Consider the following 13,865-nt stretch of genomic DNA (forward strand, 5'->3'; position numbering starts at 1 on the left):
AAAAGACATGCTTTTCTGGCTCTCAGACTTTGCCGATGCGGTGCCGTTGTTCAACGTGTTCCGCTACATCACCTTCCGCACAGGCGGCGCGGTGGTAACCGCCATGCTGTTTGTTTTCCTCTTCGGACCGACGATTATTCGAGCGCTTCGGGTGCGTCAGGGTAGGGGGCAGCCGATCCGTGAGGATGGCCCGCAAGGGCACTTGTTGACTAAAAAAGGCACGCCAACCATGGGCGGGCTTATGATTCTGGCCGGGCTGATTTTCTCGGTTTTGCTGTGGGCTGACCTATCGAGTCCACTGGTTTGGACCGTTCTGGCCGTCACTGTCGGGTTCGGGGCTATTGGCTTTTACGATGACTTTTTGAAGGTCACCAAGCAATCGCACATGGGTTTATCCGGCAAAGCGAGGCTTGCGATTGAGGCAACCATTGCAGGCGCGGCGGTGTTTGTGATCGCGCAGGTCTCTGTGCCGGAGCTTTCCAATCAGCTCACTTTCCCGTTCTTCAAAGACCTTTTGATCAATCTGGGGTGGTTCTTCATCCTGTTTGGCGCGGTGGTGATTGTTGGTGCAGGCAATGCGGTGAACCTGACCGATGGGCTGGATGGGTTGGCCATTGTGCCTGTAATGATTGCCGCGGCCACCTTTGGATTGATCGCGTACCTCGCCGGTAACGCGATTTTCTCCGACTATCTGCAAATCCACTTCACTCCGGGTACCGGTGAGCTTGCCGTGCTGTGTGGCGCGGTGATTGGTGCTTCGCTCGGGTTCTTGTGGTTCAACGCACCGCCCGCGCAGATTTTCATGGGCGACACCGGGTCGTTGGCACTGGGCGGCATGTTGGGCACCATCGCGGTGGCCACCAAGCACGAAATTGTGCTCGCCATTGTTGGTGGATTGTTCGTGCTTGAGGCCATGTCGGTGATCATCCAGGTCACGTCGTACAAGCTCACCGGCAAACGGGTGTTTCGTATGGCGCCGATCCATCACCATTTTGAGCAGTTGGGATGGACTGAGCCACAAGTGGTGATCCGCTTCTGGATTATCGCCTTCGTGCTTGCGCTGGCTGGGCTGTCGACGCTGAAGCTGCGCTGACCCGATGATCCCGGTTTCAACCCTTGCGGGCAAACACGTTGCCGTGGTCGGCCTTGGTGGTTCTGGCTTACCAACGGCCCATGCCTTGCAGGCTGCCGGCGCCGCTGTTGTTGGCTGGGATGACGGCGAAGGCGCGCGCGGAAAAGCCCAGGCTGCTGGCATTGCGATAGAGAACTTAGAGCGTGCTGACTGGTCTGGATTTGCCGCCTTGGTGCTGGCCCCTGGTGTACCGCTGACGCATCCTGCGCCCCACTGGAGCGTGCTGCGCGCCCGCGAGGCGGGTGTGGCGATCACCGGCGATGTTGATCTGTTCTTCCAAGAACGTGCGGCCCATTGCCCGCAAGCGCCCGTGCTTGCCATTACCGGTACCAATGGCAAGTCCACAACCACAGCGCTCGCGGCGCATGCCATGCAAGCTATGGGTGTCGACACCGCAATGGGCGGTAACATCGGTGTGCCGGTGCTTGAGTTGCCGATGCCGCAGCCGCATCGACACTATGTGATTGAGTGCTCCTCTTATCAGATTGATTTGTCCGCCCATTTGGCACCAACCGTCGGCGTGCACCTCAATCTGTCTGAAGATCATCTGGCCCGTCATGGAACCATGGAGAACTACTCAGCCATCAAAAAGCGGTTGGTGGCAGCTGCTGATCACGCCGTTGTCGGTGTAGATGATTTGCTGTCCGCGCGGATGGCCGACGAGCTTGCGCGTGATGGTCATTCTGTTTCCCGCATCAGTGCCGCGCACACGGTTCATGACGGCGTCTATGCGGTAGGTTCCTCCATCTGGCTTGCGCGTGATGGAGCGCAAGATGAACTCTTTGATGTTGGCGGTGTTGCCAGCCTTAAGGGCGAGCACAACGCTCAAAACGTTTGCGCTGTGGTGGCCGCGCTTTTGAAGCTTGGTATGGACCCAACAGAATTGGGCGATGCCATTCGATCGTTCCCAGGTCTTGCCCACCGTATGGAGCCGGTGACGACCTATCGCAGAATTTCCTTCGTCAATGATTCCAAGGCCACCAATGCCGATGCCGCTGCGCGAGCCCTAGGTTCGTATGATCGCATCTATTGGATCGCTGGCGGGCAAGCCAAAAGCGATGGAATTGATTCACTTAACGGTTTCTTTGCGCAAATCGTCAAAACTTATCTTGTTGGAGACGCGCAAGACCGCTTCGCAGCAACGCTGGAGGGCAATGTGCCCTATGTGCGGGCGGAAACGGTTGAGCGGGCAGTGGCGATGGCTGCTGACGATGCGTTGACGGACGGGCTCGAAAGCGCGTGCGTTTTGCTGTCTCCGGCGTGTGCGTCTTGGGATCAGTTCACATCCTTTGAAGCACGCGGTGATGCGTTCAAGCGCGCTGTGCACACTTTTGTTGAGGAGCATCGCGCGCGGTAAAAGAGTATTGAGTAGCGTAGATGCGTTTGACCCGTGCCGACCGCTCGCCTCTTGGCGATTGGTGGTGGACCCTCGACAAGGTCTCCCTTCTGTCCATTCTGGTTTTGTTGGTGATTGGCGTTGTGATGTCGTTTGCCGCCAGCCCGCCCATCGCGCGTGACCTGGGCTTGGCGAATGAGTTTCATTTCGTCCAGAAGCACATCATCTTCCTCATCCCCACACTTGGTTTGGTTGTTGGCGTCTCGATGCTTTCAACGCGTCAACTGGTACGCGCTGGCCTTGTGCTGTTCGGCTTAGCCATCTTGGGTATGCTGGCGGCGTTGGCTTTTGGTGCAGAGGTGAAGGGCGCGCGACGCTGGGTTGATCTCGGGTTCTTCCAAATGCAACCGTCGGAACTGGCAAAACCAGCACTTGTTCTCCTGTCAGCGTGGCTGTTTGCTGAGCATGCCAAGCGCCCTGATCTGCATGCCAATCTGTTTGCTTTGGTGTTGTTTTTGCTAACCGCAGGCCTTTTGGTCGCGCAGCCTGACATCGGTCAAACCATGTTGGTGACCGCGGTATGGGGCTGTTTGTTCTTTGTCGCCGGTATGAGCTGGCTTTGGATCGCAATCCTTGGCTCAGCGGCGGTTGGCGGACTTGCAGCTGCCTATATGTTCATTCCTCATGTCACGAGCCGGATCGATCGGTTTTTGAACCCTGAAGCGGGGGACAATCACCAGACGGACAGGGCGATTGAATCGTTTGTCGAAGGCGGTTGGTTCGGCCGGGGTCCGGGCGAGGGTGTGGTCAAAGAACATCTGCCGGACAGTCATACTGATTTTTTGTTTGCCGTGATGGCTGAAGAGTTCGGCATTCTGATGTGCCTTATTGTTGTCGGTCTCTATCTGTTTCTGTTTGGTCGCTTCATTCGAGCAGCTCTGCGCCAAGACGATGTGTTTTCGCGTTACGCGACTATCGGTCTTGTGGCTCTGCTGGCGACGCAGGCTGCGATCAATATGGGCGTGAACTTGCAACTTTTGCCTGCTAAGGGCATGACGTTGCCATTCCTTTCCTACGGGGGATCATCGCTTTTGTCCGTTGGTTTGTCGGCTGGTATTTTGCTGGCACTCACCAGGCAAACCGCGCGTGGCCGACAGGCCCGCATGGGGCAAGGTCGCAACGCCACCAATGCGTGGCGTTGGAATCTGCAAAGCGGCTGATCGCCTCTCCAGTGTTGTTTCTTGGGCACTGGGTCATCTAAGGCGATGTATGGCTTATTTCATTTTGTGCGCTGGCGGGACCGGCGGTCATCTCTTCCCAGCGCAAGCGCTTAGCGAAGTGCTCCAGCGGCGTGGCCACACAGTCGATTTGATGACTGATGAACGGGCTGACCAGTATGGCGTGTCTTTCCCGGCTCGACGCACGCACATCATCCCGTCGGCGACATTCTCGCCGCGTAAGATTTTCCAGGCTATCCCCGGTGCGCTTACAATCGCGCGCGGTGCTTACAAGGCGTTGATGGTGATGGGTCGTCAGAAACCGGCGGCCATTGTTGGCTTCGGCGGATACCCAACCCTGCCACCTCTGTTTGCCGCCCGTTTGCGTGGGGTGCCGATAGTGCTGCATGAGCAAAACGCGGTGTTGGGGCGGGCCAATGTCGCAATGGCCAACCGGGCCAAGCTGATCGCCACCAGTTTTGCCAACACCGACGGTATCCCATCATCTTCGCGAGCCATTATCATCCATGTCGGCAATCCTGTGCGCGGCAAAGTTTTGGCAGCGGCACAAGCCAAATACACAAGGCCGAAACCTCATCAGTCCTTTGAGCTTTTGGTGTTTGGTGGCAGCCAAGGAGCTCGCGTGTTTGCCGACTTGGTGCCAGGTGCACTCGAACAGTTCAGCGAAGAGGTGCGCAAGACGATCCGGGTCACCCAGCAATGCCGGCCTGAAGACATTGCGCGTGTGCGCGAAGCCTATGAGACACTTGGCATCCAAAGCGATCTTGGCGCGTTTTTTGTTGATATGCCTGAACGTATGGCGGGTGCTCACCTGGTGATTGCCCGATCCGGCGCCTCGACGGTGGCCGAGCTTTCCGTGATGGGACGGCCCTCTATTCTGGTGCCTTATCCGCACGCCCTTGATCATGATCAGGCGCGCAACGCGGAACGCCTCGAGGCGGCTGGCGGTGCGGTTCTCACATTGCAGAAGAACATTGGACCTGTGCGATTGTCGCAAGTGCTGGCGCGATTGATCGATCCCGCCTCCGATGAACTGAACAAGATGGCCGCCGCTGCCAAAGACGCCGGACGCCCAGAGGCAGTGGAACAGTTGGCCGTTGAAGTTGAGGCGCTGGCGCGCTAACGCCGCAAGCCGAACCCGATAGGATTGATGGCATGAAACTTCCTCGCGAACTTGGTCCGGTGCATTTTGTTGGCATTGGCGGTATCGGCATGAGCGGTATTGCCGAGGTGCTGAACACTCTCGGTTACGCCGTTCAAGGCTCCGATATCTCTGACAATGCCAATGTCCAGCGCCTGCGTGCCATGGGCATCAAAGTGGCTGTGGGGCATCGCCCAGAAAACCTCGATGGCGCGGCGGTTGTCGTTGTTTCGTCCGCGATCAAACCAGACAATGCCGAACTGATTGAAGCACGCGCGCGCTTCCTGCCAGTGGTGCGCCGTGCCGAGATGCTTGCCGAATTGATGCGCTTGAAATCTGCCATCGCCATTGGCGGCACTCACGGCAAAACCACAACCACATCGATTGTTGCGACGCTGCTCGATGCCGGCGGGATGGATCCAACCGTGATCAATGGCGGCATCATCAACGCTTACGGAACCAACGCACGTCTAGGCGAGGGCGACTGGATGGTGGTGGAAGCCGATGAGTCTGACGGCACTTTCATCAAACTGCCGGCCGACATCGCGGTTGTGACCAACATTGATGCCGAGCATCTTGATCACTATGGCGATTTTGATGGCGTGCGTGCCGCGTTCAACCAGTTTGTCGAGAACGTGCCGTTTTACGGTTTTGCCGTGATGTGCCTTGACCACCCGGAGGTGCAAAGCCTGATCGGACGGATCGAAGATCGCCGCGTGGTCACCTATGGACAGAACCCCCAGGCCGATGTGCGTGCGGTGGATGTGCGGATGGAAGGGCCGACTTCACATTTTGCTATTGAGCTGCGCCAACGCGGAACCGATGAACGCGCGCGCATCGATGATCTAAGCTTGCCCATGCCGGGCTTGCACAATCTTTTGAATGCAACTGCCGGGATTGCCGTCGCGCACCATCTAGGCATTGCGCACGATGCCATTCGCGAGGGGCTTGCGCGCTTTTCAGGTGTCAAACGCCGTTTCACCCACACAGGATCGTGGCAAGGCGTCGACATCTACGATGACTATGGTCACCACCCGGTGGAAATAGCCGCCGTGCTGCAGGCCGCGCGAGCCGCTGCCAAGGGCAAAGTGATCGCGGTGGTGCAGCCGCATCGCTACACGCGCCTTCGCGATCTGTTTGATCAGTTTGCCGGGTGCTTCAACGACGCCGATCACGTTCTGGTCGCGCCTGTTTATGAAGCGGGTGAAACGCTGATTGAAGGCGCAACACACACCGATCTGGTTGATGCCATCCGAGCGCATGGGCATCGCCACGTGTCTGCGCTTGAGGGCCCAGAGGTTTTGGCTGAGCGCATCGCCGATATCGGGGAAGCTGGCGACACAGTGTTGTGCCTTGGCGCAGGCACGATCACCGCTTGGGCCAACGCTTTGCCTGATCAGTTGAAAGCGCATTCGTGATGAGCGCGATCGATGGTGACGCGCTTCTGGCCCGGATGGGGCCTGGTGTTGAAGCGCTGCGCGGCAAGCTGCGAACCAATCAGACCTTGAAAGACTTCACCTGGTTTCGTGTTGGCGGACCGGCGGAGCTTTATTTCGTCCCTGCCGATGTGGAAGACCTGCAAACCTTTATGCGGCTGTTGCCCGACGATGCGCCGGTGCACGTGATGGGCTTGGCCTCCAACTCGTTGATCCGCGATGGTGGTCTGAAAGGCGCTGTCATTCGGCTCACCATGCGCCCCTTCAATGACGGCAAGGCTGACGTGGATAGCCCACGCATTCGTGCGGGTACCGGCATGTCGGATCGCAAGCTCGCTGCCATCGCGCTGGAAGCCGGGATCGGCGGGTTCCATTTTTATCATGGCATCCCTGGTTCGCTTGGCGGTGCGCTGCGGATGAACGCTGGCGCCAATGGCGTGGAAACGACCGAGCGTGTTGTCTCGGTGGATGCGGTGAACCGACAAGGCGAATTGGTCACCCTTTCACACGATGATATGGGTTTCACTTATCGCCATAGTGAAGCGGCTGATGATCTAATCTTTGTCTCTGCTCTTTTTGAGGGCTATCCAGCGCCACGCGAGGAAATCGAAGCGGCTATGGATGCGGTGCAGAAGCATCGCGAAGAGAATCAGCCGATCAAAGAGCGTACATCTGGTTCAACATTTAAGAATCCACCGGGCGGATCGGCTTGGAAGTGTGTGGATGAAGCTGGCCTGCGCGGTTTTCAAGTTGGTGGAGCGCAAATGTCCCCCATGCATTGCAACTTCATGATCAACACAGGCGATGCCACTGCCCATGATCTGGAGACGCTTGGCGAGACCGTGCGAAAACGGGTTTACGAGCATTCCGGCACCCTCCTTCAGTGGGAGGTGAAACGCATGGGTTTGTTTACCAATGGGCAGGCTGTGGAAACCTTTCGCCCTTGAAACATCACGTGATCGCCGAAAATTCGTAAATCGGACCTTTCGATTTCCGGTTAAGGATTTCTTACGATCTCAATCATAGCTTGGCTCCTGGGAAGGTCCATTTTGGACTGATTAAACGGGACAAGTGTGCACGCTATGGCGGGCAAGGGACAACACGTTGCAGTGCTCATGGGAGGCTGGTCGTCAGAACGACCGGTAAGCCTTGCCACAGGAGAGCCTTGCGCCGACGCCTTAGAGAGCGCCGGTTACAGAGTCACGCGTGTCGATGTCGACCGTTCCATTGCCCAAACACTCAGTGATTTAAAGCCTGATGTGGCTTTTAACGCGCTCCACGGTCCCTTCGGGGAAGATGGCACCATTCAGGGTGTGCTTGAGATTTTGGACATTCCGTACACCCATTCCGGTGTGATGGCCTCAGCGCTCGCGATGAACAAAGACCGTGCCAAGGTGGTGATGGCGGCCGCCGGTGTGCCCGTTGCCAAGCATCGCCTTACAACGCGCGAGCAGGCGGCCAAATCCCATGTGATGGTGCCGCCCTATGTGATCAAGCCCGTGGCCGAGGGCTCTTCTTTTGGTGTGTTGATCGTCTCCGAAGACATGGAACATCCACCGCAGGAGCTTTTCCGCTCTGATTGGCCCTATGGCGATGATTTGATGGCCGAACGTTACGTTGCTGGCCGCGAGCTCACCTGCGCCGTTATGGGCGATGTGGCGCTTGGAATCATCGATATCGTGCCGCAAGGCCAAGCCTTTTATGACTATGACGCGAAATATGCCGATGGCGGATCGGAGCATATTTTGCCTGCTGACATCCCATCGGATGTTTACGCGCGCATCCAAAGCTACTCGCTCGCAGCGCACCAGGCGCTTGGCTGCCGCGGCGTGACACGTGCAGATTTTCGCTTTGACGACCAACCCATGGGCACTGGCGAACTGATCTGTCTGGAGGTCAACACGCAGCCGGGTATGACGCCAACCTCGTTGGTGCCAGAAATTGCCGCGCACGCCGGGCACTCCTTTGAGGAACTGGTGTCTTGGATGGTGGAGGATGCGTCATGTCAGCGCTAACCCGCCTTTTCCATTTTTCTCGCACCCAGCGCATCCGCGCGCAGTCGGCTTATCGGTTCAGCGTTTCGGCGTTGAAGTCGGTGCGTCACCCCAATGCGTTGCTGTCCAGTTTGGTGGTGTTGCCTGTGCTGGTTGGCGGGTTCTCTTTCGGTGAACGTACTGCTGAAGCGCGCGAGGCAGCGGGCCAATCGCTGGCTTATGTCGCCGCCAACGCTGGCTTTGGTGTTGATGCGATCAGGATTGAAGGGTTGCGCGACACCCGTGAGGGAGACGTGCTCGACTATTTGGCTGTTACGCCCACAACATCGGTGCTTGGTTTTGATATTGATGCCGCCCGCGACCGTGTGTTGGCCCTGCCTTGGGTGAAAGAGGCTTCGGTGCGCAGGGTCTATCCCAATCAATTGATGGTTGAGATCGAAGAGCATGCGCCGTTCGCGCGCATGTTGCAGCGTGGCCGTGTCCATCTGGTTACGGTCGAAGGCGAAGAGATTACCGACGAAATCACCGATGTCCATGCTGGTCTACCACTTGTGGTGGGCGAGGGTGCGCCCGGCGAAGCGACGGCGTTTTTTGCCCACCTTGCGGCCCGTCCGCATGTGCTTGGCAGCGTGGTTGCCTTGGAACGCGTTGGAGATCGGCGCTGGACGCTTCACATGCGTGAGGATGTCCAGGTGCATCTGCCTGAGTTAGAGGTCGATGCTGCGCTTGTTCGACTTGAAGAGATGATGCGCCGCGAAGCGGTGCTGGAGCGCGCTATCACGGTGATTGATCTACGCTCACCCGATCAGTTGGTGGTGCAACTCACCGATGCTGCTGTGGAAGCGATGAGCGAAGAGGCAGAAGGCCTCACCGCTGCGCGGGGAGGGGCCTGATGACCACAGTTCGTCGCCGTCCGCTCGACTTCTATGGCCCAAACCCGCTTCCACAGCGCAAGTCTGTCACGATTTGCGTGCTTGATGTCGGCACGGCCAAGACCAGCTGCATCATTGCGCGGCTTAAGCCATGTGAAAGCTCCGGTGCGCAGCGCAGCCGCACCCACACCGTCGATGTGCTTGGCTTTGGCTACTATCGCAGCCAAGGCTTGAAGTCGGGCTATGTGATTGATTTGGAGCGTGCAGAGCACTCCATTCGCCAGGCTGTGCACCAGGCCGAGCGCATGGGTGATTTGACCGTTGATGCGGTCATCGCCTCACTGACCTGCGGGCGTATCGCCTCTGAAACGCTGTCAGCCACGGTGGCTCTTGATGGCCATGCTGTCACTGAACGCGACATCGCCAAGGTTTTGAAAGCTGGCAGCGATCATGCCATCGCGCCGGGTCGTTCTATTCTGCACTCCATGCCCATTGGCTTTGCGTTGGATGGAGATCGCGGCATAGCTGATCCACGCGGCATGTTTGGGTCTGGTCTCGGCGTCGATATGCATTTGGTGACTGCCGATGTTGGTCCGCTGCGCAATCTTGAGCAATGCATCAACGCCTCGCACTTGGAGGTGGAGGGCTACGTCACCTCTGCTCAAGCCTCAGGCCTTGCCGTGCTGGCTGATGATGAAATGGATCTTGGCACGGTTGTGATCGACATGGGCGCGGGCACCACGTCCATCGGTGTGTTTTATGATGGCGAGTTTGTGCACGCTGACGTGGTGCCGGTTGGCGGCCACCATATCACGATGGATTTGGCGCGTGGTCTTTCCACCCGTGTTGATGAAGCAGAACGTCTGAAAACCTTGCATGGCTCTGCGCTGCCTAGCCCAGCTGATGACCGCGATATGCTGACCATTCCGCCTGTCAGTGAAGACGGGCATGAGGGCGGCCATCAAGTGCCGCGCGGCGCACTCACTCGCATCATTCGTCCGCGTCTTGAAGAAACGCTTGAAATGACGCGTGACCGTTTGGCAGCCTCAGGTTTTGCCGGGCTAGCCTCCAAGCGCTTGGTGATCACCGGTGGTGCCAGCCAGATGAGTGGCGTGGTTGAGCTTTCCCGCCGCCTTCTTTCCCGCAATGTGCGCCTGGGTCGTCCGTTTGGTCTTTCGGGTTTGCCGGAAGCTGGCACGGGTCCTGCCTTTTCGGCTGCCACAGGCTTGCTGATCTATCCGCAATGCGTGCGCATGGTGCCGCGCGACCATATCGCGTCTCACAGCTTTGCCGGTCAATCGACTGGTACAGGCGGCTATTTTGGGAGGGTAAGCCAATGGCTGCGCAGCTCTCTCTAAGTTTAGCTCGGTCGCTCTGTGCTTGCAGCACAACCACTCCGTCGCGAAAACTCTTAGCCCTGCGTGGTCGTTCCAAGGGAACGGAACGGCAGGGCCAAAAAAGAAGACTTCCCGTCCCCAACCCCACCGGCGTGTTCAGTGTGTCCCGCACCCACGCTTTACGTAACCCCACCCGTCACGACGTGACGACCATGGCTCCACAAGACTTCCCATTGTGCGCCGCGTTCCAGGAAGAATGAGAGAGGGTCCTATGCCTATCCAGTTGGAAGCTCCCGATATCCACGAGTTGAAACCTAAGATCGTCGTCTTTGGCTGCGGCGGCGCAGGCGGCAATGCCGTCAACAACATGATCGAGTCTGGCCTTGAGGGCGTGGATTTCATCGTGGCCAACACCGATGCTCAGGCCTTGACCAATTCCAAGGCGCCACGCGTCGTCCAAATGGGCGTGGCCGTGACTGAAGGTCTGGGGGCTGGTGCCCAGCCTGAGATTGGCCGAGCGGCAGCTGAAGAAGTGATCGACGAGATTTCTGATCATCTCTCTGGTGCACATATGGCCTTCATCACTGCTGGTATGGGCGGTGGCACGGGTACGGGTGCTGCGCCTGTTGTGGCCCGCCTTGCTCGCGAGATGGGCATCCTTACCGTTGGTGTGGTGACCAAGCCTTTCCACTTCGAAGGCCGCCAGCGCATGCGCATTGCCGATAGCGGCATTGATGAGCTGCACAAGGAAGTGGATACGCTGATTTGTATCCCGAACCAGAACCTTTTCCGCATCGCCAATGAGAACACCACGTTCTCTGATGCGTTTGCGATGGCTGATCAGGTGCTGTTCTCAGGCGTTGCCTGCATCACCGATCTGATGGTCAAAGACGGCCTCATCAATCTCGATTTTGCTGATGTGCGCTCGATTATGCGTGGCATGGGCAAGGCGATGATGGGCACGGGCGAGGCTTCTGGCGACAAGCGTGCGTTGCAAGCCGCAGAAGCTGCCATCGCCAACCCGCTGCTTGACGATGTGTCGATGCTGGGCGCCAAAGGTCTGCTGATCTCGATCACAGGTGGTCAGGACATGCGCCTGTTTGAGGTGGATGAGGCGGCAACCCGTATTCGCGAAGAGGTCGATCAGGACGCTCTGATCATTCTCGGTGCAACGTTTGATGAGTCGCTGGAAGGCATGATCCGTGTGTCGGTGGTTGCCACTGGCGTGGACGATGAACTGGCGGCGCAGAACTTGGCGCAAGGCGCTGCAACCAGCGTGCCGACCGTGGGTCGTCCGCTTGTTCAGCCAGCACCGAAGGCTGAAGAGGCAGCCCCTGCGTACGAACCGGTTCCGCAAACGGCTGTCCCTCAGGCCGCGCAGGCCGAAGCACCTCAAGCCATGGGCGTGCCAGCCAATGAGTCACCGGCTGAGCGGATCGATCGTATCGAGCGTGAGCTGTCGCTTCCGCTTGAGGGTGAAAGCGCACCGGCTGACGAGGCTGCTGTCTCGATTGCCCCTTTCAGCCCAGTGCCTGAGCTTTTTGACGAGGAAGCCTTGGCTGACGAGATCATGGCCGAGGCAATGGCTGAAGAAGCTGAAGCACCACAACGTCCAGCCGGTATGCGTCCAGCTGCACCGCGTTCGCGTGCCAGTGCGCCGCGCATGCCAAGCGTCGAGGAGTTCCCAGCCATCGCGCAGGACCAGATGCGTGCAAAAGCTGCTGCAGCTGCCGAGGAGGGCGACAAGGGCGCTCTGGGTTTGCTGCGCAAGCTGGCGCATGTGGGTATGCCCAAGCGCGAGGACGAGGCTGCCGCACCGCAAGCGGCGTCGCAGATACCGCCCCAAGCGGCTCCTGCACTTGCTCAGCGTGCACCTGTGCAACGTCCAGCAGCAACACAGGCGCCGGCCGCTGCCCCCCAGCCTGCCACAGCACGGCCACAAAGTGCGGCCCAGGCAGGTCATGACGGTTTGGGTCGCCAGACAGCGGCTCCAGCGGCGTCGAATCGCGCTGCTGAGGATGACGCCATGGACATCCCTGCCTTCCTCCGCAGGAAGAGCGGATAGGCTCACGGGCTGGTAACAGTTTGAAACATTACGGCCGGGCATGGTGACGTGCCCGGCTTTTACGTTAACAAAAAGCTAATGATTTTCAGAGGGTTATAAAAGTTACACTTAGTGCAAATTGTGTAACACACGGAAAGAAAGCGTGATTTCTGCCGCACGCTCTGCCCATGTAGGTTAGAGCCAAGTGCCAAAGGGGATTGCAGCGTCTTCGCCCGAATTTGCGAACCGCTCCACGCTACTGAACGCCCAGTAGCAGTCTTCTTGGTTAACTTTGAGTTAATGTTGTGTCGGTCGATTGTGCCGATTTTGGGACCGCTGGGGGCCACATGGTTTTTCGTTCTGGGTATCAGGGTACAGTCGGCGACAGTGTCTCCCTTTCAGGCATAGGCGTCCACAGCGGCCAAGCCGCTACGATGACAATCCATCCCAGCGACGAAGACACCGGCATCATCTTTTTGCGGACCAATCTGCCTGGCTCTCGCGACATCGAGATCAAAGCTGATTGGTCGGCCATCTCTGCCACCGCGCTGTGCACCGTACTTGGTGATCCTGAAGGTGCTTTTGTTTCCACCGTTGAGCATGCTTTGGCCGCGCTACGTGCGCTGGGGGTCGACAATGCTCTTATCGAGGTGGACGGCCCTGAAGTGCCGATCATGGATGGATCGTCGGCATCGTTTGTTGATGCCATCGACAGCGTTGGTGTTGTGCAGCAGTCCAAGCGGCGCAAAGTGCTGCGTATTCTCAAGCCAGTTCGCGTTGATGCTGGTGATGCGTTTGGTGAGCTTCGTCCGCACGCTGGATCGCGCTTTGAAGTGAGCATCGCGTATGATCACAGCTCTATCGGCCACCAAGAGATGGTGTTTGATCTCTCTCCTGATGGGTTCCGTGATGAGATTTCTCGCGCTCGCACGTTCGGCTTCTTAAAAGATGTTGAGCATCTTTGGGCCAACAATTTTGCGCTTGGATCATCCCTGGAGAACGCGGTTGTCCTTGGGGATGATGAGATTGTGAACCCAGAGGGACCTCGCTGGCGTGATGAGTTCGTCCGTCACAAAATACTTGATTCCATCGGCGACCTCGCTCTGGCTGGCTTGCCGATCGAGGGCTGTTATCGGTCGCACAAAGGTGGCCACAAATTGAATTTCACCATGCTGAAAGCTTTGTTCGCTGATCCGACGGCCTATGAGATCGTTGATGGCCAGCAGACCGCTGAACGCGTGCGCCGTGAGCGCGCTGGTGATGAAGTGAATGTACGCTTGGAAGCTGCAGCTTTGCTGCCTGAAACCAACTAGGGTCTAACCCTAACTCTCGACA

General features: G+C 57.9%; 11 protein-coding genes. All 11 read left to right on the plus strand.

Annotated features, from left to right (window positions below; all coding sequences use genetic code 11):
- Window positions 1–7: 7 nt before the first annotated feature.
- The 11 genes from mraY (at window position 8) to lpxC (ending at window position 13,843) form a co-directional block, all read left to right on the plus strand.
- A complete protein-coding gene (gene mraY, locus ABWH92_RS11005) occupies window positions 8–1,093 on the plus strand; it encodes a phospho-N-acetylmuramoyl-pentapeptide-transferase (RefSeq protein ID WP_375568290.1) in 1,086 nt (361 codons plus the stop codon).
- Window positions 1,094–1,097: 4 nt separating this feature from the next.
- Window positions 1,098–2,489 carry a UDP-N-acetylmuramoyl-L-alanine--D-glutamate ligase gene (gene murD, locus ABWH92_RS11010; RefSeq protein ID WP_375568292.1) on the plus strand — a complete coding sequence of 464 codons (1,392 nt, stop codon included), beginning with the start codon at window positions 1,098–1,100 and terminating at the stop codon, window positions 2,487–2,489.
- Window positions 2,490–2,509: 20 nt separating this feature from the next.
- Entirely contained in the window at window positions 2,510–3,688 is a 1,179-nt protein-coding gene (locus ABWH92_RS11015) for an FtsW/RodA/SpoVE family cell cycle protein (RefSeq protein ID WP_375568294.1), read from the plus strand.
- A gap of 49 nt (window positions 3,689–3,737) precedes the next feature.
- A complete protein-coding gene (murG, locus tag ABWH92_RS11020) occupies window positions 3,738–4,829 on the plus strand; it encodes an undecaprenyldiphospho-muramoylpentapeptide beta-N-acetylglucosaminyltransferase (RefSeq protein WP_375568296.1) in 1,092 nt (363 codons plus the stop codon).
- Window positions 4,830–4,861: 32 nt separating this feature from the next.
- Window positions 4,862–6,265 (plus strand): UDP-N-acetylmuramate--L-alanine ligase, encoded by a 1,404-nt coding sequence (murC, locus tag ABWH92_RS11025; protein ID WP_375568298.1) that lies wholly within the window; start codon window positions 4,862–4,864, stop codon window positions 6,263–6,265.
- Complete coding sequence (gene murB, locus ABWH92_RS11030; protein WP_375568299.1) at window positions 6,265–7,230, plus strand: UDP-N-acetylmuramate dehydrogenase; 966 nt, start codon at window positions 6,265–6,267, stop codon at window positions 7,228–7,230. Before murC ends, murB begins: the two co-directional genes overlap by 1 nt.
- Before the next feature lie 135 nt (window positions 7,231–7,365).
- Window positions 7,366–8,298: a D-alanine--D-alanine ligase gene (locus ABWH92_RS11035; RefSeq protein ID WP_375568301.1), complete on the plus strand. Its 933-nt coding sequence runs from the start codon at window positions 7,366–7,368 to the stop codon at window positions 8,296–8,298.
- Entirely contained in the window at window positions 8,286–9,170 is an 885-nt protein-coding gene (locus ABWH92_RS11040) for a cell division protein FtsQ/DivIB (RefSeq protein WP_375568302.1), read from the plus strand. The genes ABWH92_RS11035 and ABWH92_RS11040 overlap by 13 nt, the downstream gene beginning before the upstream one ends.
- Complete coding sequence (ftsA, locus tag ABWH92_RS11045) at window positions 9,170–10,507, plus strand: cell division protein FtsA (RefSeq protein ID WP_375568304.1); 1,338 nt, start codon at window positions 9,170–9,172, stop codon at window positions 10,505–10,507. The genes ABWH92_RS11040 and ftsA overlap by 1 nt, the downstream gene beginning before the upstream one ends.
- A gap of 250 nt (window positions 10,508–10,757) precedes the next feature.
- Window positions 10,758–12,551: a cell division protein FtsZ gene (ftsZ, locus tag ABWH92_RS11050; RefSeq protein ID WP_375568306.1), complete on the plus strand. Its 1,794-nt coding sequence runs from the start codon at window positions 10,758–10,760 to the stop codon at window positions 12,549–12,551.
- Window positions 12,552–12,877: 326 nt separating this feature from the next.
- On the plus strand, window positions 12,878–13,843 hold the full coding sequence (gene lpxC, locus ABWH92_RS11055) for a UDP-3-O-acyl-N-acetylglucosamine deacetylase (RefSeq protein WP_375568307.1): 966 nt from the start codon (window positions 12,878–12,880) through the stop codon (window positions 13,841–13,843).
- Window positions 13,844–13,865 lie beyond the last annotated feature (22 nt).

Origin of the sequence: Ahrensia marina (genome assembly GCF_042140245.1) — a bacterium.
Classification (GTDB): Bacteria; Pseudomonadota; Alphaproteobacteria; order Rhizobiales; family MH13; genus MH13.

Coding starts and splice junctions, on each gene's coding strand:
- mraY (WP_375568290.1), top strand. CDS start 8: ATGCTTTTCTGGCTCTCAGACTTTGCCGATGCGGTGCCGTTGTTCAAC.
- murD (WP_375568292.1), top strand. CDS start 1,098: ATGATCCCGGTTTCAACCCTTGCGGGCAAACACGTTGCCGTGGTCGGC.
- ABWH92_RS11015 (WP_375568294.1), top strand. CDS start 2,510: ATGCGTTTGACCCGTGCCGACCGCTCGCCTCTTGGCGATTGGTGGTGG.
- murG (WP_375568296.1), top strand. CDS start 3,738: ATGGCTTATTTCATTTTGTGCGCTGGCGGGACCGGCGGTCATCTCTTC.
- murC (WP_375568298.1), top strand. CDS start 4,862: ATGAAACTTCCTCGCGAACTTGGTCCGGTGCATTTTGTTGGCATTGGC.
- murB (WP_375568299.1), top strand. CDS start 6,265: ATGAGCGCGATCGATGGTGACGCGCTTCTGGCCCGGATGGGGCCTGGT.
- ABWH92_RS11035 (WP_375568301.1), top strand. CDS start 7,366: ATGGCGGGCAAGGGACAACACGTTGCAGTGCTCATGGGAGGCTGGTCG.
- ABWH92_RS11040 (WP_375568302.1), top strand. CDS start 8,286: ATGTCAGCGCTAACCCGCCTTTTCCATTTTTCTCGCACCCAGCGCATC.
- ftsA (WP_375568304.1), top strand. CDS start 9,170: ATGACCACAGTTCGTCGCCGTCCGCTCGACTTCTATGGCCCAAACCCG.
- ftsZ (WP_375568306.1), top strand. CDS start 10,758: ATGCCTATCCAGTTGGAAGCTCCCGATATCCACGAGTTGAAACCTAAG.
- lpxC (WP_375568307.1), top strand. CDS start 12,878: ATGGTTTTTCGTTCTGGGTATCAGGGTACAGTCGGCGACAGTGTCTCC.